The organism is Phenylobacterium sp. LH3H17, from assembly GCF_024298925.1.
Classification (GTDB): domain Bacteria; phylum Pseudomonadota; class Alphaproteobacteria; order Caulobacterales; family Caulobacteraceae; genus Phenylobacterium.
This window is the reverse complement of record NZ_CP101283.1, coordinates 3,754,610-3,774,723: the sequence shown is the minus strand read 5'-3', so window position 1 is coordinate 3,774,723 and position 20,114 is coordinate 3,754,610. Positions and strand designations below refer to the sequence as shown.

Annotated in this window: 25 protein-coding genes; 10 read left to right on the top strand and 15 right to left on the bottom strand. The window is 69.2% G+C overall.

The annotated features are described in order from the left end of the window. Window positions 1-2: 2 nt before the first annotated feature. From M9M90_RS18640 to def, 6 genes are all read left to right on the top strand, one after another. Window positions 3-329, top strand: a complete 327-nt coding sequence (locus M9M90_RS18640) for a YbaB/EbfC family nucleoid-associated protein (protein WP_254834736.1) — start codon at window positions 3-5, stop codon at window positions 327-329. Window position 330: 1 nt separating this feature from the next. Beyond that, window positions 331-933 (top strand): recombination mediator RecR, encoded by a 603-nt coding sequence (gene recR / locus M9M90_RS18635; RefSeq protein WP_254834735.1) that lies wholly within the window; start codon window positions 331-333, stop codon window positions 931-933. A gap of 104 nt (window positions 934-1,037) precedes the next feature. Further along, window positions 1,038-1,385 (top strand): hypothetical protein, encoded by a 348-nt coding sequence (locus tag M9M90_RS18630; RefSeq protein ID WP_254834734.1) that lies wholly within the window; start codon window positions 1,038-1,040, stop codon window positions 1,383-1,385. Window positions 1,386-1,430: 45 nt separating this feature from the next. After that, window positions 1,431-2,198, top strand: a complete 768-nt coding sequence (locus M9M90_RS18625; RefSeq protein ID WP_254834733.1) for a hypothetical protein — start codon at window positions 1,431-1,433, stop codon at window positions 2,196-2,198. Between the two features lie 113 nt (window positions 2,199-2,311). Then, window positions 2,312-3,583, top strand: a complete 1,272-nt coding sequence (locus M9M90_RS18620) for a DNA recombination protein RmuC (protein WP_254834732.1) — start codon at window positions 2,312-2,314, stop codon at window positions 3,581-3,583. Window positions 3,584-3,598: 15 nt separating this feature from the next. Further along, window positions 3,599-4,108, top strand: coding sequence for a peptide deformylase (gene def / locus M9M90_RS18615; RefSeq protein WP_254834731.1), 510 nt, complete (start codon window positions 3,599-3,601; stop codon window positions 4,106-4,108). On the opposite strand, the gene M9M90_RS18610 is transcribed toward def, so the two are convergent. After that, window positions 4,105-4,407, bottom strand: a complete 303-nt coding sequence (locus M9M90_RS18610; RefSeq protein WP_254834730.1) for an antibiotic biosynthesis monooxygenase — start codon at window positions 4,405-4,407, stop codon at window positions 4,105-4,107. The two genes, def and M9M90_RS18610, sit on opposite strands and share 4 nt — an antisense overlap. 53 nt (window positions 4,408-4,460) lie before the next feature. After that, a complete protein-coding gene (locus tag M9M90_RS18605; protein ID WP_254834729.1) occupies window positions 4,461-4,790 on the bottom strand; it encodes a hypothetical protein in 330 nt (109 codons plus the stop codon). Between the two features lie 90 nt (window positions 4,791-4,880). Here M9M90_RS18605 and fmt point away from each other — a divergent pair, with 90 nt between their 5' ends. Next, window positions 4,881-5,807, top strand: coding sequence for a methionyl-tRNA formyltransferase (gene fmt, locus M9M90_RS18600; RefSeq protein ID WP_254834728.1), 927 nt, complete (start codon window positions 4,881-4,883; stop codon window positions 5,805-5,807). Continuing rightward, window positions 5,807-6,562, top strand: a complete 756-nt coding sequence (truA, locus tag M9M90_RS18595) for a tRNA pseudouridine(38-40) synthase TruA (protein ID WP_254834727.1) — start codon at window positions 5,807-5,809, stop codon at window positions 6,560-6,562. The genes fmt and truA overlap by 1 nt, the downstream gene beginning before the upstream one ends. On the opposite strand, the gene dapE is transcribed toward truA, so the two are convergent. Beyond that, on the bottom strand, window positions 6,538-7,692 hold the full coding sequence (gene dapE / locus M9M90_RS18590) for a succinyl-diaminopimelate desuccinylase (RefSeq protein ID WP_254834726.1): 1,155 nt from the start codon (window positions 7,690-7,692) through the stop codon (window positions 6,538-6,540). The two genes, truA and dapE, sit on opposite strands and share 25 nt — an antisense overlap. Window positions 7,693-7,740: 48 nt before the next feature. Here dapE and M9M90_RS18585 point away from each other — a divergent pair, with 48 nt between their 5' ends. Continuing rightward, window positions 7,741-8,196: a cupin domain-containing protein gene (locus tag M9M90_RS18585; protein WP_254834725.1), complete on the top strand. Its 456-nt coding sequence runs from the start codon at window positions 7,741-7,743 to the stop codon at window positions 8,194-8,196. A 165-nt stretch (window positions 8,197-8,361) separates the two neighbouring features. On the opposite strand, the gene dapD is transcribed toward M9M90_RS18585, so the two are convergent. Genes dapD through argB form a run of 3 tightly spaced genes read right to left on the bottom strand, consistent with a single transcriptional unit; the run spans window position 8,362 to window position 10,762 of the window. Continuing rightward, complete coding sequence (gene dapD / locus M9M90_RS18580) at window positions 8,362-9,189, bottom strand: 2,3,4,5-tetrahydropyridine-2,6-dicarboxylate N-succinyltransferase (RefSeq protein ID WP_254834724.1); 828 nt, start codon at window positions 9,187-9,189, stop codon at window positions 8,362-8,364. Next, window positions 9,189-9,851, bottom strand: a complete 663-nt coding sequence (locus M9M90_RS18575) for a pyrimidine 5'-nucleotidase (protein ID WP_254834723.1) — start codon at window positions 9,849-9,851, stop codon at window positions 9,189-9,191. Before M9M90_RS18575 ends, dapD begins: the two co-directional genes overlap by 1 nt. Beyond that, the gene (argB, locus tag M9M90_RS18570; protein ID WP_254834722.1) at window positions 9,848-10,762 is read right to left on the bottom strand and encodes an acetylglutamate kinase; all 915 of its coding nucleotides are present in this window, start codon (window positions 10,760-10,762) and stop codon (window positions 9,848-9,850) included. The genes M9M90_RS18575 and argB overlap by 4 nt, the downstream gene beginning before the upstream one ends. A gap of 117 nt (window positions 10,763-10,879) precedes the next feature. Between argB and M9M90_RS18565 the strand changes: the two genes are divergently transcribed. Then, complete coding sequence (locus tag M9M90_RS18565; protein ID WP_254834721.1) at window positions 10,880-12,148, top strand: amidohydrolase family protein; 1,269 nt, start codon at window positions 10,880-10,882, stop codon at window positions 12,146-12,148. Between the two features lie 165 nt (window positions 12,149-12,313). On the opposite strand, the gene M9M90_RS18560 is transcribed toward M9M90_RS18565, so the two are convergent. From M9M90_RS18560 to M9M90_RS18520, 9 genes are all read right to left on the bottom strand, one after another. Beyond that, on the bottom strand, window positions 12,314-13,066 hold the full coding sequence (locus M9M90_RS18560; RefSeq protein WP_254834720.1) for a Crp/Fnr family transcriptional regulator: 753 nt from the start codon (window positions 13,064-13,066) through the stop codon (window positions 12,314-12,316). Between the two features lie 89 nt (window positions 13,067-13,155). Beyond that, entirely contained in the window at window positions 13,156-14,298 is a 1,143-nt protein-coding gene (locus M9M90_RS18555) for an acyl-CoA dehydrogenase family protein (protein ID WP_254834719.1), read from the bottom strand. Window positions 14,299-14,364: 66 nt separating this feature from the next. Further along, window positions 14,365-15,018 carry a ribosome biogenesis GTP-binding protein YihA/YsxC gene (gene yihA, locus M9M90_RS18550; protein WP_254834718.1) on the bottom strand — a complete coding sequence of 218 codons (654 nt, stop codon included), beginning with the start codon at window positions 15,016-15,018 and terminating at the stop codon, window positions 14,365-14,367. Further along, a complete protein-coding gene (gene yidC / locus M9M90_RS18545; RefSeq protein ID WP_254834717.1) occupies window positions 15,015-16,823 on the bottom strand; it encodes a membrane protein insertase YidC in 1,809 nt (602 codons plus the stop codon). Before yidC ends, yihA begins: the two co-directional genes overlap by 4 nt. 12 nt (window positions 16,824-16,835) lie before the next feature. Further along, entirely contained in the window at window positions 16,836-17,234 is a 399-nt protein-coding gene (rnpA, locus tag M9M90_RS18540) for a ribonuclease P protein component (RefSeq protein ID WP_371876874.1), read from the bottom strand. 31 nt (window positions 17,235-17,265) lie between these two features. Beyond that, a complete protein-coding gene (rpmH, locus tag M9M90_RS18535) occupies window positions 17,266-17,400 on the bottom strand; it encodes a 50S ribosomal protein L34 (protein WP_056731898.1) in 135 nt (44 codons plus the stop codon). 90 nt (window positions 17,401-17,490) lie between these two features. Continuing rightward, the gene (fabF, locus tag M9M90_RS18530) at window positions 17,491-18,759 is read right to left on the bottom strand and encodes a beta-ketoacyl-ACP synthase II (RefSeq protein ID WP_254834716.1); all 1,269 of its coding nucleotides are present in this window, start codon (window positions 18,757-18,759) and stop codon (window positions 17,491-17,493) included. 4 nt (window positions 18,760-18,763) lie between these two features. Next, on the bottom strand, window positions 18,764-19,216 hold the full coding sequence (locus M9M90_RS18525) for a MarR family transcriptional regulator (protein ID WP_254834715.1): 453 nt from the start codon (window positions 19,214-19,216) through the stop codon (window positions 18,764-18,766). A gap of 45 nt (window positions 19,217-19,261) precedes the next feature. After that, complete coding sequence (locus tag M9M90_RS18520; RefSeq protein ID WP_254834714.1) at window positions 19,262-20,062, bottom strand: LytTR family DNA-binding domain-containing protein; 801 nt, start codon at window positions 20,060-20,062, stop codon at window positions 19,262-19,264. Between the last annotated feature and the right edge of the window lie 52 nt (window positions 20,063-20,114).

The window sequence follows — 20,114 nt, the reverse complement described above, 5'->3', positions numbered from 1 at the left end:
GGATGAAAGACCTTGGCGGCCTGATGAAGCAGGCCCAGGCCATGCAGCAGAAACTGGCGGACGCCCAGGCGCGGCTGGCCGAAATCGTGGTCGAGGGCACCTCCGGCGGCGGCATGGTCAGGCTGACCCTGAAGGGCACCGGCGAGCTCACCGCCGTCGATCTGGACGAGAGCCTGCTCCAACCCGGCGAGGGGGAGGTGATCTCCGACCTGCTGGTGGCGGCCCACGCCGACGCCAAGCGCAAGCTGGACGCCCAGCAGTCCGAACTGATGCGCGAGGCCGCCGGCCCGCTGGCCGGCCTGGGCATTCCCGGCATGCCGAAGTTCTAGCTTGGCCGCTTCCGCCGGACCCGAGATCGAGCGGCTTATCTCGCTGCTGTCCAAGCTGCCCGGGCTAGGCCCCCGGTCGGCCCGTCGCGCCGCCTTGGCCCTGCTCAAGCGCCGCGACCAGCTGCTGGTCCCGCTCAACGAGGCCCTGACCCTGGCCGCCGAACGGGTGCGCACCTGTTCGGTCTGCGGCTCGCTGGACACCCAGGACCCCTGCGCCATCTGTTCCGACCAGAACCGCGACGCCTCGCTGATCTGCGTGGTGGAGGAGGTAGGCGCGCTCTGGGCCATGGAGCGCGCGGTGGCCTTCCGAGGCCGCTATCACGTGCTGGGAGGTCTGCTCTCGGCCCTGGACGGGGTGGGCCCCGACGCGCTGAAGATCGGGCCGCTTGTCAGCCGCGCCCAGTCCGAGGCCATCCACGAGGTGATCCTCGCCCTGCCGGCCACGGTCGATGGCCAGACCACCGCCCACTACCTGGCCGAACGGCTGGCCGGCGCCGGGGTCTCGGTGACCATGCTGGCCCGCGGCGTGCCGGTGGGCGGCGAGCTAGACTGGCTGGACGACGGGACCATCAACCAGGCCATGCGGGCGCGACGGCCCGCCTAGGTCCCTTCGGTCGCATTTCCGACAGTTGAACACGCGGAGGATTTCTCAAGGAACCTTCCTGCTCCCGGAGGCTTGCTTCTGCACAGCACCGGAGATTGACCGAAATGATGCGAATACTGTTGAGCGCCGCGGCCGCCGCGACGCTCCTGGCGGCCTGTGGCGACAAGTCCTCGACCGAAGCCGACCGTACCGAAGGCCCCGCGGTATCCGCCTCGGAAGCGCCGCGCAACGAGGCCGTCGACACTACCCCGACCACCGGGGAGACGACCCAAACCCCGGGCGCCAACTCGTTCACCGAGGCCCAGGCGCGGGGCGCGATCGAGTCGGCCGGCTATGCCGAGGTCAGCGCCCTGACCCAGAACGAACAGGGCCTCTGGCAGGGCACGGCCAAGAAGGGCGGCGCCCAAAAGGCGGTGTCCGTCGACTACAAGGGCGCGGTCACCGCCCAATAGACGTCCTCAATTTCCTCCAAGAACGCAATATCGGGAGATGACACTATGACGAGAACCGTAACTCGGCTGTTCGACAGCCACACCGAAGCGCTAAACGCCGTCGAGGACCTGGAACGCGCCCGGATCGACCCCGACAAGATCAGCCTGGTCTCCAACAACGCCAACAACTGGCACGCTGGCCACACCCATCCCGGCGGCGCGCCCGGCGCGGGCGGACCGTTGGGCGACGCCAATGGCGATGGCGAGAACGACGTGGCGGACGGCGCCGGAAAGGGCGCGGTGACCGGCGGCCTGCTGGGCGGCGGCGCCGGTCTGCTGGCCGGTTTGGGCGTCCTGGCCATCCCCGGCCTCGGACCGGTGGTCGCCGCGGGTTGGTTGATCTCCACCGCTGTGGGGGCCGCCATTGGCGCGGCCGCCGGCGGCGCCACGGGCGGCCTGCTGGGCGCGCTCAAGGAGGCCGGCCATACGGACGAAGAGGCGAATGTCTACGCAGAGGGCGTGCGCCGCGGCGGCACCCTGGTCAGCGTGAAGGCCGATGACGCCGACGCCGATGAGGTGGAGCGAATCCTCCACGGCCGTAGCGGCGTCGACGCGGGCACGCGGGGCGACGTCTATCGGCAATCGGGTTGGGCGCGCTTCGACGCGACCGCGGCGCCCTACACCGCCGAGGAGGTCGAACAGGCCCGCCAACTTAATCAGGAGGACCGTTCCTTCCTGCGGGCCGACGAAGCTGCGAGCCAGGACGCGGCCGTCGACCGCGACGCCGATCGTGGAATCTCGACCGCGAGCCCGACTGCCCCCCGCACGTTCTAATCCGAGCGTTCCTGGATGAGAGAGCCCCGGCCGCGAGGCCGGGGCTTTTTCTTTGACCGCTCGCCCGGACGTAGAGGGTGCGTCGCGCTCCGACTCCGGCTAAAGAACGGAGCATGAACTTCGAGACCTTGCTGCTGATCCTCGTCGCCGTGCTGCTCGTCGGCCTGCCGTTGCTGGCTTGGGCGCTGATGGAGCGCGGGCGGGCCAATCGGGCGGAGGCCCGCGCCTGGCAGTTCCAGGACGCCGCCACTCGGGTGAAGGTGATCGAGGAAATGGGCGCGAAGAACGCCGCCCTGCTGCAGGGCGAGGCGGCCAACGCCATCGCCGAACAGGTGCTGAAGCGCGCCGATGAGACGTTCCACAACCGCGAGCAACTGGCCCAGGCCAGGCTGGAGGCGCAGCTCAAGCCGGTGGCCGAGAGCCTGGCCAAGTTCCAGGAGCAGGTGGTCGCCGTGGAGAAAAGCCGGGCCGAGGAGAGCGGCGGGCTGAAGGCCCAGATCGCCGCCCTGATGCAGGCCTCGGTGGACACCCAGTCGGAGGCGCGCAAGCTCTCGGCCGCCCTGCGCCGCGGGGCCGGCGTCCAGGGCCGCTGGGGCGAGCAGACCCTGCGCAACGTGCTGGAGGCCGCGGGCCTGCACAATCGCTACGACTTCGACGAACAGACCTCCACCGACACCGAAGAGGGCCGCCGCCGGCCCGACGTCACCGTGCGCCTGCCGGGCGGGGCGGTGTTCGTGATCGACGCCAAGTGCTCGCTGAACGCCTTCCTGGATGCCCAGGACGCGGTGGACGAGACGGTGCGCGAGTCAGCCTATGTCCGCCACGCCCAGAGCGTGCGGGCCCACATGCACGGCCTGTCGGCGAAGACCTACTGGGACCAGTTTAACCAGGGCTCCCCCGACTTCGTGGCCATGTTCATCCCCGGCGACAGCTTCCTGGCCGCGGCCTTGGAACGGGCTCCCGAACTGATGAGCGAGGCCATGGACCGCCGCGTGCTGGTGGTGACGCCGACCACCCTGTTCGCCCTGTGCAAGGCCGTCGTCTACGGCTGGCGGGTGGAGGAGCAGGCCGCCAACGCCCAGGAAATCTCCAAGCTGGGTCGCGAACTCTACAAGCGCCTGTCGGTGATGGGCGGCCACGCCGCCTCGGTGGGCAAGGCGCTGGAGGCCGCCGTCGGGCGCTACAACTCGTTCGTGGGCTCGCTGGAAACCCAGGTCATGACCCAGGCCCGCCGATTCGAGGATCTGAAGGTCGACCATGAGGGCCGCGAGCTGCCCGAACTGACCCCCGTCGACGGGGGCATCCGCGCCCTCACCAAGCTGGCGACCGACCTGGATGAGGCCGAGCCCGGGCAAGTCGCCGCCTTGACGGCCAAGGGTCGCTGACCTACCTGCGGTCTCATGGCCTTGCGCGAAATCCTCGTTGTCCCCGATCCGGTCCTGAAGCAGGTCTCCCAGCCTGTCGACAAGGTCGACGACGACCTGCGCGCGCTCATGGATGACATGCTCGAGACCATGTACGACGCCCCCGGCATCGGCCTGGCCGCGATCCAGGTCGGGGTGGCCAAGCGGGTCATCGTCATGGACCTCGCCGGACCCGACGAGGAAAAGGCGCCGCGCTATTTCGTGAACCCCGAGATCCTCTGGGCGTCGGAAGAGACCCTGCCCTATGAGGAGGGCTGCCTGTCGGTCCCCGAGATCTTCGACGAGGTCGAACGTCCCAGCCAGGTCAAGCTGAAGTACCTGAACTATCAGGGCGAGGAAGTGATCGAGGATGCCGAGGGCCTGTTCGCCGTCTGCATCCAGCACGAGATGGACCACCTCGAGGGCGTGCTGTTCATCGACTATCTCTCGCGCCTGAAGCGGGACCGGGCCGTGGCCAAGGTCAAGAAACAGGCCCGCGCCGCCTAGGCGCCGATCATCTCGAAATGGTCGACGGTCTCCGGCGGATCGACCAGGAAGTCGGCGTCGAAGTCGTAGTACTTCGCCCGCGCGACATCAGCCCCGGCGAAAGCCCGGATCGCGTCAATGTCGCGCCAGAAGGTCAGCATCCGAACCTCGACGAGGTCGCCGAGATCGCGTGACAGGCGCCATGCGCCCCGATTGCCGTCGATGGCGCGATAGTCGGGAAGCGCGACCTCCTCCATCAGCTGGAGGTAACGGGCCGCCTTCTCCTTGGGGACGAGGCCGGTCCAGAGTCGTGCGAACATGCTTCGTCCATCCAAGGCCCGAGAAGGGCGTCGCCGGTGGAAATGCGCGGTGGCTACTTCCTGGCGGCTTCGCGCGCCTCGTCGGCGGGTGAGGGCGCGGTGGCCTCGTGGATCGCCTGCTTGGCTTCGCCGGCCGCGTCCTTGGCGGCTTCCTTGGCCATGGTCCCCGCGTCCTTGGCCGCGTCCTTGATCTCGGTCCCCGCCGCCTTCACCTCGGGGCTGTTGGCGAAGTCCTTGGTCTCGGCGGCCACGGTGCTGGCGGCTTCCTTGGTTTCGGCGGCGACCTTGTCGGCGGCGGCCTGGGCTTCGGCCTTCTCGGACGGCGAGCAGGCGGCAAGGCCGAGGATCGCGACGACGGCGGCGGCGGTCAGTAGCGTGCGCATGACGTATGGATTCCCTATCCCAGCACTGAACGGAACGGCCAAGCTTGCACCTGGTTCCTAAAACACCGCCACGCCGCTAAACGAGCGTCAATGCGTATCGCTTTTCTTGGAACCCCCGATTTCGCCGTCGCCGCCCTGGCCGCCCTCGTGGAGGCCGGGCATCAGGTGGCCTGCGTCTATTCCCAGCCCCCGGCGCCGCGCGGCCGCGGCCAGGACCTGAAGCCCTCGCCGGTCCACGCCTACGCGCAGGCGCACGGTATTGCGGTCCGCACGCCGGCCTCCATGCGCGACCCCGCGGAGATCGAGGCCTTCGCCGCGCTGAAGCTGGACGCCGGCGTGGTGGTGGCCTTCGGCCAGATCCTGCCGCGCGAGGTGCTCGACGCGCCGCGCCTGGGCTGTTTCAACCTGCACGCCTCGCTGCTGCCTCGCTGGCGCGGCGCGGCCCCGATCCAGAGGGCGATCATGGCCGGCGACAAGCTCACCGGGGTCGAGGTCATGCAGATGACCGAGGGCCTGGACGAGGGCCCGGTCCTCGCCTCGGAGACGCTGCGCATCGACGCCCTGGAGACCGCCGGGACCTTGCATGACCGGCTGGCCGAGGTGGGTTCCGCCCTGCTGGCCCGCACCATGACCGCGGTCGAACGCGGCGAGGCCCGGGCGACGCCGCAGCCCGACGAGGGCGAGACCTACGCCAAGAAGATCCGCCCCAAGGAGGCCCGGCTCCGCTGGACCCGGCCCGCCGCCGAGGTCGACCGCAAGATCCGCGGCCTGTCGCCCTTTCCCGGCGCCTGGTTCGAGCTGCCCTCCGAGCGCGGCCCGGTGCGGGTGAAGGCCCTGCTGTCCCAGGCGGAAGAGGCCGACGGCGCGCCGGGGACCGTGCTGGACGACGCCCTGCTGGTGGCCTGCGGCGAGGGCGCGGTGCGCCTGCTGCGCGTCCAGCGCGAGGGCAAGGGGCCGCAGGACGCGGCGACCTTCCTGCGCGGCCTGGCCGTGCCGGCCGGGACGGTGCTGGGCTGATGCCCCGCTACCGCCTCATCATCGAATATGACGGCCGGCCCTATCGCGGCTTTCAGGCGCAGGACGGCCTGCCTTCGGTGCAGGTCTCCATCGAGCGCGCGGTCGAGGCCTTCTGCGGCGAGACGCTGCGCGTCCACGCGGCCGGACGCACCGACACGGGGGTCCACGCCACGGGGCAGGTGATCCACGTCGACCTGGCCAAGGCTTGGCGGCCGGAGGTGGTGCGCGACGCGCTGAACGCCCACCTGCGCCCCCAGCCGATCGTGGTGCTGGACGCCCAGGCCGCGCCGGACGACTGGCATGCGCGGTTCTCGGCGACCGGCCGACGCTATCTTTACCGGATCCTCAACCGCCGCGCGCCGCCGGCGCTCGACCAGGGCCGGGTCTGGCACGTGGCCAAGCCGCTGGACGCCAAGGCGATGCACGAAGCCGCTCAGGCCCTCGTCGGACACCACGATTTCACGACGTTCCGCCACATCCACTGCCAGGCGAAGTCGCCGGAGAAGACCCTCGACGTGGTCCGGGTGAGCCGGGAGCGCGACGAGGTCGCGCTGGTCTTCGAGGCGAGATCCTTTCTGCACCGCCAAGTCCGGTCCCTGACCGGCTCCATCGTCGAGGTGGGGATCGGGCGTTGGACGGCCGGCGACCTGAAGGCGGCCCTGGAGGCCCGCGACCGCGCCGCCTGCGGACCCGTCGCTCCGGCCGACGGGCTCTATCTGACCGGCGTGGACTACGCCCCGAACGCCTCGAAATAGCGCGCGATCAGGCGTTCATAGACCGCCTGCAGCTTGTGGATCTCCGCGACGGGCGCGCGCTCGTCGACCGCGTGCATGGTGGTCCCCACCAGGCCGAGCTCCACCACGGGACAGAGGTCGCGGATGAAGCGGGCGTCGGAGGTGCCGCCGGTGGTGGAGAGCTCGGGCGCCTGGCCGGCCACGTCGGCGACGGCGGCGCTGACCAGGTCGGTGAACGGCCCGGGCGCGGTGAGGAAGGCCTCGCCGCTGATCACCGGTTCGACCTTGATGGTCCCGGCGAAGTCGATGTCCAGGGCGGCGGCCTCCCGGGCGATCCAGGCGGCGAGGTCGGCGCCCTTGTGGGCCGGGTTGAAGCGGATGTTCAGCCGCGCCTTCGCCTGGGCCGGGATGACATTGGTCGCGCCATTGCCGACGTCGAACGTGGTGACCTCCAGGTTGGACGGCTGGAAGCCGGTATAGCCCTCGTCGAGCACATGGTTCTGCAGCCGCGCCAGCAGCTCGATCAGCACCGGGATCGGATTGGCCGCGCGTTGCGGATAGGCCACGTGGCCCTGCTTGCCATCGACGGTGATCCAGGTGTTGATCGAGCCGCGCCGGCCGATCTTGATCATGTCGCCGAAGGTCTCGGCGCTGGAGGGCTCGCCCACCACGCAGTGGTCCAGCACCTCACCTTCAGCCTTCAGGGCCTCGACCACCATCCGGGTGCCGTGGGTGGCCACACCCTCCTCGTCGCCGGTGATCAGGAAGGACAGCGAGCCGGTCACCTGGCCCGCGGCGATGGCCCTGGCGGCGGCGGCGGCGAAGGCGGCCACGGCGCTCTTCATGTCCACGGCCCCGCGGCCGATCAGTATGCCGTCGACGATCTCGGCGGCGAAGGCCTCGCGGCTCCAGGCCTCGGCGTCGCCCACCGGCACCACGTCGGTGTGGCCGGCGAAACAGAGGTTCGGCCGGGCCGTTCCCCAGCGGGCGTAGAGGTTCTCGATCTCGCCGAACTTCATCCGCCGGCAGGCGAAGCCCAGGCCCTCCAGGGTACGCTGGACGATGTCCATTGCGCCTTCATCGGCGGGCGTAACCGACGGGCGGCGGATCAATTCCTGGGTGAGGGCGACGGGATCGATGGCGAGCGACATGGGCGCGCTTTACGGTTCCGGCCGTCCAATCGCAAATGGAACCTGTGAATGCCGAAGATCGACATCGCCGCCGCGCCCTCCAGATTCGGCTCGGGCTACCCGCCGCCGTTCGACGCGCAATGCCAGGGCCGCCAGCGCTGGATGCTGGGGGACGCGGTGGGGCTCAGCCAGTTCGGGGTCAATCTGCTGCGCCTGCCGCCCGGCCAGTGGTCGAGCCAGCGGCACTGGCACACCGCCGAGGACGAGTTCGTCCAGGTGCTGGAAGGCGAGGTGGTGCTGGTCACCGAAGCGGGCGAGGAGATCCTGCGGGCCGGAGACTGCGCCGGCTTCCCGGCGGGGGTCGCTGACGGCCACCACCTGCAGAACCGGTCGGACCGCGAGGCCGTGTTGCTGGAGGTGGGCTCGCGCCGCCCGCAGGACGACGCCTGCGCCTATCCCGACATCGACCTGGCGGCCCCGGCGGAGCTGGACGGCTACGTCCACAAGGACGGGACGCCGTATTGAGGCGAACTGGATCCTCCCCCAGCGCGCGGCGCGGTTTGGGGGAGGTGGATCGGAGCGAAGCGGAGAGACGGAGGGGGTTGAAGTGCTCGAAAGCGAGTCAAGGTCTTCCTCAGCCGGCTTCGCCGACAGCTCCCCCAGAGGGGGAGCAGCTGAATCTGGGTGGAATCAATCCCGCAGCAGCTCGTTGATGCTGGTCTTGGAGCGCGTGCGGGCGTCGACCGTCTTCATGATCACGGCGCAGTAGGTGGACGGCATGCCCTCGTGCGGGCTGGGGCGGCTGCCCGACATGATCACCGAATAGGGCGGCACCTCGCCGGTGAACACTTCGCCGGTGCGGCGGTCGATGATCGGGGTGGTGGAGGTCAGGTAGACGCCCATGGACAGCACGCTGCCCTCGCGGACGATCACGCCCTCGGCCACCTCGGAGCGGGCGCCGATGAAGCAGTTGTCCTCGATGATGGTCGGATTGGCCTGCAGGGGCTCCAGCACCCCGCCGATGCCGGCGCCGCCCGAGAGGTGCACGTTCTTGCCGATCTGGGCGCAGGAGCCGACCGTGGCCCAGGTGTCGACCATGGTCCCCTCGTCCACATAGGCGCCGATGTTCACGAAGGACGGGGTCAGGACCACGTTCTTCGCCAGGAAGGCGCCGCGGCGGACCACGCAGCCGGGCACCGCGCGGAAGCCGGAGGCCTCGAAGCGGGCGGCGTCCCAGCCGGTGAACTTGGACGGCACCTTGTCCCAGTAGGGGCCGGGCGCGTCGGCCTCGATCAGCTTGTTGGCGAAGAGGCGGAAGGACAGCAGGATCGCCTGCTTGGCCCACTGGTGGGTGGTCCAGACGCCGTCGTCGCCGCGGGTGGCCACGCGCAGGGTCCCGGCGTCGAGCTGGTTCAGCGTCTCCTCGACGGCCTCGCGCACCGGCCCTTGCGTGGAGGTGTTGACCCCGTCGCGGGCCTCCCAGGCGGCTTCGATCACGGACTTCAAATCGGCGGACATCAGGCGGCTTCCTTCAGGCGCGCCCCGGTGAGGAAGGGCGCGAGCTTGGCGGTGCGATGGTGGACGAATTCGGCGCTTGAGGCGCCGGCGCGAGGGCCGACCAGGACCGTGGTCATGCCAAGGTCCGCGGCGGGCTTCAGGTTGCGCTCGGAATCCTCGAAGAAGGCTGTGGCCCGCGGGCCGATGCCGTGGGCGTCGATCATCCGCTGGAAGCCCAGGGGGTCGGGCTTGGGCGCGAAGCCGAACGAGTGGATGTGGAACACATCGTCGAACAGGTCGTCCAGGCCCAGGTGGGCCATGACGCGCTCGGCGTGCAGGTCGTCGGCGTTGGTGAAGATGAACCGGCGTCCGGGAAGGGCGGCGAGGGCGGCGAGCAGGTCCTCGTCCCGCGCCAGGACCTCGAGGGACAGGTCGTGGAACAGGGCGTGGAAATCGGCCGGGTCGACGCCATGGTTCAGCATCAGGCCCTTCAGGGTCAGGCCATGCTCGGCCAGGTACTTCTTCTGCAGGACATAGGCCTGGTCGCGGGGCAGGCCCGAGACCTTGGCCACGAAGTCGGTCATCCGCCCCTCGACGGCCCCCATGAACCCGGACTCCTCGGGATAGAGGGTGTTGTCCAGGTCGAAGAGCCAGGTGTCGATGTGGCGGAGGTCGGCGGTCATGCGCAGATCAGCGTCCCGGAGCCGTGCTCGGTGAACAGCTCGACCAGCATCGCGTGAGGCCGCCGGCCGTCCAGGATGACCACGGCCTCGACGCCCGACTCCACCGCGGCGATGGCGGTCTCCAGCTTGGGAATCATGCCGCCGGTGGCGACGCCGCTGTCGATGGCCGCGCGGGCCTCGGCGACGCTCATCTGGCGGATCAGCTCGCCCTTGGCGTCCAGCACCCCGCGCACGTCGGTGAGCAGGAGCATGCGCTTGGCGGTGAGCGCCCCGGCCAGGGCCCCGGCCACGGTGTCGGCGTTGATGTTGTAGGTCTGGCCTTCCACCGACACCCCGATGGGGGCGACCACCGGGACATAGTCCTCGTCGGCATAGATCAGGGCCTCGATCAGCTTGGGATCGATGACCGTGGGTTCGCCCACGAAGCCCAGGTCGACGGCCTGTTCGATCTGGCTGTCGGGGTCCTTCTTGGTGCGGACCGCCTTCTCCACGGTGATCAGCCGGGCGTCCTTGCCCGACAGGCCCACGCCGCGCACATCGGCCTCGGCGCCCGCGAGGGTGATCCAGTTGGCGATCTCCTTGTTGATGGCGCCCGACAGCACCATCTCGGCGACTTCCATGGTGGCCTCGTCGGTGACCCGCAGGCCGTCCACGAAGCTCGACTTCACTCCGGCCTTGTCCAGCATCCGCGAGATCTGCGGCCCGCCGCCATGGACGACCACGGGATGGCAGCCCAACATCTTCAGCAGGACGGCGTCGGCGGCGAACAGGCGCGCCACGCTCTCCTCGCCCATGGCGTGGCCGCCGTATTTGATCACCACGACCTCGCGGTCATAGATCTGGATGTAGGGCAGGGCCGTGGCCAGGGTCTTCGCGGTGGCCCAGCCCTGTTCTTCGACGTCGTCGGTCAAGGTCGCGGCCCTCCTGCAGGAGCGCTCCGATAGCCGACGCGGAGCCGCGTGTCACCGCCTCGACGCACGCCCGGGCCGTGCTAGCTTCGCCGCGCTTTCCGAACTCAGAGGGATTTCATGCGCTCCATTGCTCTCGCCGCCGCGCTCGCGGCGCTTTCCGTCGGCGTCGCGGAGGCCAAGACCGTGGCGGTCAGCGCCGAGCGGCTGGTCGACGTCGTCAACGGCAAGGTGACCGAGAAGCCGCTGGTGATCATCACCGACGGGCGGATCACGGCCGTGGGCCGACAGGGCGACGCGATCCCCGCCGGCGCTGAGCAGGTCAGCCTGCCGGGGGTGACCCTGCTGCCCGGCCTGATCGACATGCATGTCCACCTAACGTCCTCGCCGCTCTATGGCGGCTACACCTCCCTGCAGTTCTCCGACGCGTTCGGGACGGTGATCTCCACCCGCCACGCGAAGGACACCCTGGAGGCGGGCTTCACCACGGTGCGCAATGTCGGCTCGGAGTTCTACGGCGACGTCGGCCTGAAGGAGGCGATCGAGGCCGGCTTCGTGCCCGGGCCGCGGGTGATCCCGGCCGCCTATTCCTTCGGGGCCACCGGCGGGCACTGCGATTCCACCTACTTCCCGCCGTCCATGCAGCAGCAGGCGCCCTACGTCGCCAACGGCCGCGACCAGGCCCGCGAGGCGGTGCGCCGGGTGCGCAAGTACGGCGCCGAGGTGATCAAGATCTGCGCCACCGGCGGGGTCTTCTCGCGCCGCACTTCGCCGGGGGCCCAGCAGCTCACCCTCGACGAGATGAGCGTGGTGGTCGAGGAGGCGCACATGGCCGGCATGAAGGTCGCCGCCCACGCCCACGGCGCGCCCGGCATCACCGCGGCGATCAAGGCCGGGGTCGACACCATCGAGCACGCCAGCCTGGTGGACGACGAGGGGATCAAGCTCGCCGCCCAGAAGGGCGCCTGGTTCGGCATGGATATCTACAACACCGACTACACCCAGGCCGAGGGCAAGAAGAACGGCGTGCTGGAGGAGAACCTGCAGAAGGACCGCGATATCGGCGAGATCCAGCGGCAGAACTTCCGCAAGTCGCTCAAGGCCGGGGTGCGACACATCTATTCCACCGACGCCGGAATCTTCCCGCACGGCGAAAACGCCAAACAGTTCGCGGTCATGGTGCGCTACGGCGCGACGCCCCTGCAGGCGATCCAGACCGCCACGGTCAACGCCGCCCAGGCGCTCGGCTGGGAGAAGGACGTCGGCCAGGTGGCGGTGGGCCGCTACGGCGACCTGGTGGGGGTGGTCGGCGATCCGCTCGGCGACGTGACGGTGCTGGAGAGGCCGGTGTTCGTCATGAAGGGCGGCGCGGTGGTGAAGCGGCCGTAGGTGTGGCAGCGCCAGATGCTCCCCCTCTGGGGGAGCTGTCAGCGAAGCTGACTGAGGGGGACTTTGACTCATCCTGCCGTGGATGAAGCCCCCTCCGTCTCGTCGCGAAGAGGCGACGATCCACCTCCCCCAAACCGCGCTGCGCGCTGGGGGAGGATCTGGCCGCTACAGCGTCACCTCGGGCAGCAGATTGGCGAAGTGCTCCTCCACCGCGGCGTAGCACTCGCAGGCCTGGCGCTCGAGGCCGCGGCGGTCGACCACCTCGACCCTGCCCCGGTGGCGGCGGATCAGGCCGCGTTCTTCCAGCGCGTGGACCACGGCGGTGACCGTGGTGCGCTGGACGCCCAGCATCTCGGCCAGGGATTCCTGGGTCAGGTGGATGATCGCCTCGCCGGCGCGGTCGTGGGTGGCCAGCAGCCAGCGGCTGGCGCGGGCCTCGACGGAATGGAGCGCGTTGCAGGCCACCGACTGCATCAGCTGGGCCAGCAGGGCGTCGGCATAGCGGGAGAAGAGGTCGGCGAAGGCCGGAGAAGCGGCCTTCAGGGTTTCCAGGGCGGCGGTGGGAACCGCCAGGGCCGAGCCCGGGATCGTGACCACCGCGCGGCCATAGGCCGGCTTGTTCCCGGCGCTGACGATGCCGCCCACCGCGCCCTCGCGCCCGATGGTGGCGGCCTCGACCTCCCGGCCATCGCGGGTGACGATTAGCAGCGAGACCATGGTGCGCGAGCCGGGGAAATAGGTGGTCACCACGTCGTCGCCGGGTTCGAACAGGACCTGACCCTTGGCCAGATCGACGGACGCCAGATGCGGCTCGATCAGGTCGAAGTCCCGGCGGCCGATCGCGGCCAACAGGCGGTTGGCCGACCGCGCGTAGGGCGTTTTGTGATCGGTCGCCGGAGGGGCCGCGTCCAGGGTCATGAGGTGGCCTTTCGCCCAGAATAGCGCCTAACGGGCGCCAGACATACGTCGGTCATCCTAGCTTGGCTGTCGGATACCCAACGGACAGCCTAGATCGTGCGGGCCACGACTTCCTTCATGATTTCCGAGGTGCCGCCATAGATGCGCTGGACCCGCGCGTCGCGCCATAGGCGGGCGATGGGATACTCGTTCATGTAGCCGGCCCCGCCGTGGAGCTGTAGGGCCGTGTCGCAGGCTTCCCACTGCAGTTCGGTGTGGAACAGCTTGGCGGCGGAGGCCTCGGCGGCGGTGAGTTCGCCGGCCACGTGGCGCTTGATCGCCCAGTCCAGGTGCGCCCAGCCGACCTGCAGCTTCGTCTTCAGCGCCGCCAGGGTGAATCGGGTGTTCTGGAAGTCGAAGATCGACTGGCCGAAGGCCTTGCGGTCCTTGGTGAACTTCACCGCCTCGTCGAAGGCGCGCTGGGCGCCGGCCTGACCGCCCACGGCGATCTGCAGGCGCTCCTGCGGCAGTTGGCCCATCAGGTGGGCGAAGCCCCGGCCTTCCTCGCCGAGGCAGTTGGTGATCGGCACCCGAACGTCATTGAAGAACAGCTCCGAGGTGTCGGCCGAGTGCTGGCCGATCTTGTCGAGGTTGCGGCCCCGCGCGAAGCCTTCGCGGTCGCGTTCCACCAGCACCAGGGAGATGCCCTTGGAACCCAGGGCCGGGTCTGTCTTGGCCACCACGATGACCAGGTCGGCGTTCTGGCCGTTGGTGATGTAGGTCTTCGAGCCGTTGACGACATAGTGGTTGCCGTCCCGCTTGGCGGTGGTCTTGACCCCCTGGAGGTCCGACCCGGTTCCGGGCTCGGTCATGGCGATGGCGGTGATCACCTCGCCCGAGACCATGCCCGGCAGCCACCGGGCCTTCTGCTCCTCTGAGCCGTAGTTGATGAGGTAGTCGACGGTGATGTCCGACTGCAGGGTGACGCCGGCCGAACAGCCCGCATAGGCGAGTTCCTCGCCGATGATGGCGTTGTAGCGGTAGTCGAGGCCCAGACCGCCATATTCGGCCGGAACCTGCGGGCAGAGCAGGCCCGCCTCGCCATAGGCCAGCCAGAAGTCGCGATCGACGATGCCCTCCTCCTCCCAGCGGTCGAGGTGAGGGTGGAGGATCTTGTCGAACACCTTGCGGACCTGGTCGCGGAAGGAGTCGAGATCGGCGTCATAGGCCGTGCGGCCGGCGGTGGTGAGCATGGTGGCGGGCCCTGGTTGGTTTCAGGCCCATCTTCCACGGTGACGTAGGGTAGGGAAAGCCTGCCGCTAGGTGAGCGTGATCCCGCAGGCGGCCATGATCTCGGCGCGCAGCTCGGGCAGGCCCGTGCCCTTTTCCGACGACGTGGCCAGGACCCGCGGGAAGGCGGCGGGGCGCTTGGCGATCGCCGCCTGGGTCTTGGCGACCATGGCCTCGACCTCGGACGGTTTGATCTTGTCGGCCTTGGTCAGGATGATCTGGTAGGAGACGGCCGCCTTGTCGAAGGCGTCCATGGGCTCCTTGTCGACCTCCTTCAGCCCGTGGCGCGCGTCGATCAGCAGATAGGCGCGCTTCAGGTTCGGGCGGCCGCGCAGATAGTCGCGGCCCATGTTCTGGAACTTCTTCACCGTCGCCTTCGAGGCCTTGGCCCAGCCGTAGCCGGGCAGGTCGACCAGGCGCAGGCGGTCGTCCAGGACGAAGAAGTTCACCTCGCGGGTGCGGCCGGGCTCGTTGGAGGCGCGCGCCAGCTTCTTGTGGCCCACCAGGCCGTTGATCAGCGACGATTTGCCCACATTGGAGCGGCCGGCGAAGGCGACTTCCGGGAGATCGGGCGCGGGCAGGCCGTCGATGGCCACGGCGCCCATCAGGAAGCTGGCCTCGCGGGCGAACAGCACCCGGCCGGCTTCCAGTTCGTCCTCGTCGAAGTCTCCGGTGTCGGTCACCCGGCGGCCTTTGCTTTCCCGGTCAGCTTGCCGATGATCTGGTCGATGGGATTGTCCACCTTGAAGCGGCGCATGATCACGTACTGCTGCAGCACGGTCAGCACGTTCGACCAGCACCAGTACAGCAGGAGGCCCACCGCGAAGGGCGCCATGATGAAGGTGAACATGATGGGCATGAACTGGAAGATCTTCTGCTGCACGGGGTCGGGCGCGGGCGGGTTCATGGCGGTGGAGAACCACATGGTCACGCCATAGAGCAGGGCCAGCGGGCCCAGGTGCAGGAAGTCGGAGTTCAGGATGCCGCCGATCAGGGGCAGGGTCGCCGGATCGTAGGGGAACAGGCCGAACAGGTTCCAGATGGTCAGGGGATCCTTGGCCGACAGGTCCTGGATCCATCCGACGAACGGCGCGTGCCGCATCTCGATGGTGACCGTCAGCACCTTGTAGAGCCCGTAGAAGACCGGGATCTGGACCAGCATGGGCAGGCAGCCGGTCAGCGGGTTGATCTTCTCGGTCTGATAGAGGGCCATCAGCTCCTGTTGCTGCTTGGCCGGGTCATCCTTGTATTTCGTGCGCAGCGCCTCGATCTGCGGCTGCACCTTCTTCATCTTGGTGATCGACTCGTAGCTCTTATTGGCCAGCGGGAAGAAGACGATCTTCACCGCGACGGTCAGCAGCAGGATGGCGATGCCGAAGTTCCCGACCTGGCGGAAGATGAAGTCGAGGAAGGCGAACATATAGCGGGTGATGAACCAGAAGTTCCCCCAGTCCACCGCCCAGTCGAAGCGCGGCACGCCCAGCTTGGCCTCGTAGTCCTTCAGGACCGGCACGGTCTTGGCGCCGGCGAACAGGCGGGTGGTCTCGCTGATCTGGCGGCCCGGCGCGATGACGTGCGGCTGGCCCACATAGTTGGCCTCGAAGATGTCCAGGCCGCCCGCGGCCTTGGTCACCCGGTATTGGGTCTGCACCTTCTCGGTCTGGTCGGGAATGAGCGCCGCCAGCCAGTACTTGTCGGTGATGCCGGTCCAGCCGCCGGTGGAGGTGAGCGACGGCCCCCCCTCCTTCAGCCACTTGCCGTACTTCACCTGCTGCAGCTTGCCGTCCAGCATGCCGATGGCGCCCTCGTGGACGATCTGGTTCTTGCCCAGGTCTTCCGGCACGCCCTGGCGCTGCACCGAGGCGTAAGGCGCCAGAACCACCGAACCCGCGCCGAGATTGGCCACGGTGTCGGTGACGGTGAACATGAACCGGTCGTCGACCTCGATCTTTCGGGTGAAGGTCAGGCCCGCCCCGTTTGAGGTGCGAAGCACCAGCGGCTTGCCGGGCGCCAGGGTGGCCCCCTCGACCAGCTGCCAGACGGTGCCCGCATTTGGCAGGCCCGGCAGGTTGGCGCCGGTCCAGCCGAACTCGGCGAAGAAGGCGTGGCGCGCGCCCTCGGGGCGCAGCAGCTCCACCGGCGGCGAGGTCTTCTCGATGCTGACGCGGTAGTCCTTCAGGAACAGGTCGTCGATCCGCGCCCCGCGCAGAGAGATCGAACCGGAGAGGGCCGGGCTGTCGATCGGCGCCCGGGCGCTGGCGGCGGCGGCTTCCTGGCGCGACACGACCACGGTTCCCGGAGCGGCGCTCGGCAGGGCGCCCGGCTTGGCGGCGACGTCGGCGACCTGGGCCGCGGCGGCCTTCTGTCTCCCCAGTTCGGCGCTACGGCGCTTGGACGCCGGATCCAGCACGAAGATCTGGTAGACGATCAGAATAATGACCGCGCTGACCACGAAGATGATCGTGTTGCGGTTGTTGTTGTCTTGCATAAGGACGCGCGCTCAGGCGGAAGGGGAGGGGGCGCGCTTATCAGCGCGGGACGGGACGTCGCTTTCGGCCGCGAGGCTTATCAGCGCGCTTTTCACATCGTCAAGCAAACGCAACCAGGGACGGCTCGGCGCGCCGCCGCGGGCGATCAATACGTAGTCGTGGCCGGGTTTGGCGAGCTGCGGCAAAAGCACCCGCGCGGCCTCGCGCATCCGCCGCTTGGCCCGGTTGCGGACCACGGCGCCGCCGACCTTGCGGGTCGCGGTGAAGCCAACACGGATGAGCGGAGTTTCATCGGCCCGGTCGCGGGCCTGCAGCACCACCGCGCCGCGGGCGCAGGAGGGCGCGCGCGCGGCGGCGAGGAAATCGGCGCGCTTTTTCAGGCGTTCGATGGGCGGGGCGGCGCCGGTCATGCCGACACCTTATCCTAAAGACCGATGAGTCTTAGGCGGTCAGGCGCTTGCGGCCCTTGGCGCGGCGACGAGCCACGATCTTGGCGCCGTTCTTCGTGGCCATCCGCGAACGGAAACCGTGACGGCGAGCGCGCACCAGTCGGGACGGTTGGAAAGTCCGCTTCACGTGAATAGCTCCGGGGTCGAAAACGAGCGGCGGTCCTTAAGGGCCATAGGCAGGCCTGTCAACCACTTTGGACCGCCGTGACGCCCCGCCCTAACCCTCCCAGCGCTTGAAAAGCACGCTGGCGTTGACCCCGCCGAAGCCGAAGCCGTTGGAGAGAACATAGTCGAGATCGGCCTTGCGGGCGGTGAGCGCCACCAGGTCGAGGCCCTCGGCCGCCTCATCGGGGTTTTCGAGATTGAGAGTCGGGGGGATGACGCCATCGCGCAGGGCGAGGATGGCGAACACCGCCTCCAGCCCGCCCGCCGCGCCCAGCAGGTGACCGGTGGCCGACTTGGTGGAGCTGATCGCCGGACCCTTGCCGGTCCCGAACACCGCCTTGACCGCGGCGAGTTCGCCCTTGTCGCCCACGGGAGTGGAGGTGGCGTGCGCATTGAGGTGGCCGACGGCTGAGGGTTCGACCCCGGCCTGTTTCAGGGCCGTGCGCATGGCGCGGGCCGCGCCCTCGCCGTCCTCGGGGCCGGCGGTCAGGTGGAAGGCGTCGGCGCTGGTGCCGTAGCCGACCAGCTCGACGATGGGCGTGGCGCCGCGCGCCAGGGCGTGCTGCAGCTCCTCGATCACCAGGATGCCGGCGCCCTCGCCCATGATGAAGCCGTCGCGGGCCTGGTCGAACGGGCGCGAGGCTTTCTCCGGCGTGTCGTTGAAGGCCGAGCCCAGGGCGCGGGCGGCGGCGAAGGCGCCCAGGCTGACCCGGTCGATGGTGGCCTCGGCCCCGCCGCAGATGGCGATGTCGGCCTCGCCGGCGCGGATCATCCGGGCGGCGTCGCCGATCGCCTGGACTCCGGCGGCGCAGGCCGTGACCGGCGCCCCCAGCGGCCCCTTGAACCCATGGCGGATGGAAACCCAGCCCGAGGCGAGGTTGGCCAGGAAGGAGGGAACGGTGAAGGGCGACAGCCGCCGCACGCCGCGCGCATCGGTGATGCGAACCGCCTCGGCGATGGCGGGGAAGCCGCCGATGCCGGTGGCGATCACCGTGGCGGTGGCTTCCTGCTCGGCGGCGGTGGCCGGCGCCCAGGCGGCCTGGGCGATGGCTTCGTCGGCGGCGGCCAGGGCGAACTGAATGAACCGGTCCATCTTCTTCTGGTCCTTGCCCGGGACCGCGGCGTCCAGGTCGAATCCGCCCTCGGGGTCGGCCGCCTTGTCCCTGACCTGCCCGGCCACCTGGGCGGGGACGTCGGGGGCGAGATCCTCCGGGATACGCGACAGGCCCGAGCGTCCGGCGATCAGCCGGCTCCAGGCGATCTCGGTTCCGGTTCCCAGGGGCGAGACCACGCCCAGTCCGGTCACGACGATTCTACGCATCACTCTACCTTTCGAGTTTGGCCATGGCCTGGGCGGCCTGTTCCAGGTCGGCCAGGGCGGCGTGGGTCTGGGCGGCGGTTCCGTGGAGCGCGCGCGCGAGGTCGGCCTGGGCGTCCACCCAGAGGGGCACGCCGGCGGTGATCAGGTCGAGGCCCGATTGGGTGATCGAGAAGCGGCGGCCCTTGCGCCCGCGTCCGCCCTCGCTCTCGATCAGGCCGCGCTGCTCCAGGAGCCGGAGGTTCCGCAGCAGGGCGGAGGCCTCGACGTCGACATAGTCGGCCATGGCCGCGATGGACTGGTCCTGCCCCCTGGCGATGGCGCCCAGCAGGATGAACTGGGTGATCTGCAGGTTAAGCGGTCGCAGGCGCAGGTTGAACGCCCGCGTCACGGCGCGGGCGGCGCGGCGGCTGCGATGGCCGAAACAGAGCCGGCCCATCTCGGTCGTGGAGAGCATCATTCTGTATATACAGCTATTCTAATCCGGTATCTACCGGATAAACGGTCAACCGGCGCGCAGACGGGCCAGGGCCTCGGGAAATCGGCGCGACAGAGGGGCCTCGACCGGCCCCAGGGCCACGCAATAGTCGCCGGATTTCTCGGGCCGCAACTCTGTGACGCGGGCGACATTGACCAGCCAGGAACGGTGGGTGCGCACGAAGCCCCGGGGGCCGAGCTCGGCCTCGACCGCCGAGAGCGACGAGCGCATCAGCGGCTTGCGGCCGTCGGCGAGCGCGAACTCGACATAGTTGCCGGCCGACGACACCGCGAGGATATCGGCCAGGGCGACCCGGATCACCCTGGCGCCGTCGCGAATGTCGAACGTCGCGGGCGAGGCGGGGGTCGGCGGCGCCTGGCCGTAGAGTCGGGTCATCCCCCAGAAGGCCGCCGTGCCGACCACGTAGCCGAAGGCGTCCTTGCGCAGTTCGTAGATGAATCGGCCCGCCAGGTCGTAGCCGTAGGGCAGGTCCAGCAGGCGAAAGATCGCCATGCGCAGCAGATAGAAGCCCATCACGTGGAAGGCCGAGAAGGCCACCAGGCCCGCCGCATGCACGACCAGGACACGCCAGCGCGGCCGGCTGTCGACCGGAGCCGTGCGATAGGCCAGCCAGGGGATCCACATGGACGCTACGGCGGTGATCGCACTCGTCCCCTGGCCCACCGCGAAGTAGATCCAAGGCGTTTCGGGATCGTCGTGGATCGAGGTGAAGGTGTTTATGATGTTCAGCGCGACGATGGCGGCGGCGAACAGCGGCACGGCGCGCCAGAAGATCCCGTCCGTCCCGGATTGATCGCCGTTCGTCACCTGTCCGCTCCGCCGGTCACCCGCCCGGCGCCGTACGCCCCGAGGCGCCTTC

Coding starts and splice junctions, on each gene's coding strand:
- M9M90_RS18610 (WP_254834730.1), bottom strand. CDS start 4,407: ATGTTCGCACGACTCTGGACCGGCCTCGTCCCCAAGGAGAAGGCGGCC.
- M9M90_RS18525 (WP_254834715.1), bottom strand. CDS start 19,216: ATGATGCTCTCCACGACCGAGATGGGCCGGCTCTGTTTCGGCCATCGC.
- M9M90_RS18625 (WP_254834733.1), top strand. CDS start 1,431: ATGACGAGAACCGTAACTCGGCTGTTCGACAGCCACACCGAAGCGCTA.
- def (WP_254834731.1), top strand. CDS start 3,599: ATGGCCTTGCGCGAAATCCTCGTTGTCCCCGATCCGGTCCTGAAGCAG.
- rnpA (WP_371876874.1), bottom strand. CDS start 17,234: ATGACCGGCGCCGCCCCGCCCATCGAACGCCTGAAAAAGCGCGCCGAT.
- M9M90_RS18640 (WP_254834736.1), top strand. CDS start 3: ATGAAAGACCTTGGCGGCCTGATGAAGCAGGCCCAGGCCATGCAGCAG.
- M9M90_RS18620 (WP_254834732.1), top strand. CDS start 2,312: ATGAACTTCGAGACCTTGCTGCTGATCCTCGTCGCCGTGCTGCTCGTC.
- fmt (WP_254834728.1), top strand. CDS start 4,881: ATGCGTATCGCTTTTCTTGGAACCCCCGATTTCGCCGTCGCCGCCCTG.
- M9M90_RS18575 (WP_254834723.1), bottom strand. CDS start 9,851: ATGACCGCCGACCTCCGCCACATCGACACCTGGCTCTTCGACCTGGAC.
- M9M90_RS18630 (WP_254834734.1), top strand. CDS start 1,038: ATGATGCGAATACTGTTGAGCGCCGCGGCCGCCGCGACGCTCCTGGCG.
- M9M90_RS18605 (WP_254834729.1), bottom strand. CDS start 4,790: ATGCGCACGCTACTGACCGCCGCCGCCGTCGTCGCGATCCTCGGCCTT.
- M9M90_RS18555 (WP_254834719.1), bottom strand. CDS start 14,298: ATGCTCACCACCGCCGGCCGCACGGCCTATGACGCCGATCTCGACTCC.
- M9M90_RS18565 (WP_254834721.1), top strand. CDS start 10,880: ATGCGCTCCATTGCTCTCGCCGCCGCGCTCGCGGCGCTTTCCGTCGGC.
- M9M90_RS18585 (WP_254834725.1), top strand. CDS start 7,741: ATGCCGAAGATCGACATCGCCGCCGCGCCCTCCAGATTCGGCTCGGGC.
- fabF (WP_254834716.1), bottom strand. CDS start 18,759: ATGCGTAGAATCGTCGTGACCGGACTGGGCGTGGTCTCGCCCCTGGGA.
- dapD (WP_254834724.1), bottom strand. CDS start 9,189: ATGTCCGCCGATTTGAAGTCCGTGATCGAAGCCGCCTGGGAGGCCCGC.
- dapE (WP_254834726.1), bottom strand. CDS start 7,692: ATGTCGCTCGCCATCGATCCCGTCGCCCTCACCCAGGAATTGATCCGC.
- yidC (WP_254834717.1), bottom strand. CDS start 16,823: ATGCAAGACAACAACAACCGCAACACGATCATCTTCGTGGTCAGCGCG.
- M9M90_RS18560 (WP_254834720.1), bottom strand. CDS start 13,066: ATGACCCTGGACGCGGCCCCTCCGGCGACCGATCACAAAACGCCCTAC.
- truA (WP_254834727.1), top strand. CDS start 5,807: ATGCCCCGCTACCGCCTCATCATCGAATATGACGGCCGGCCCTATCGC.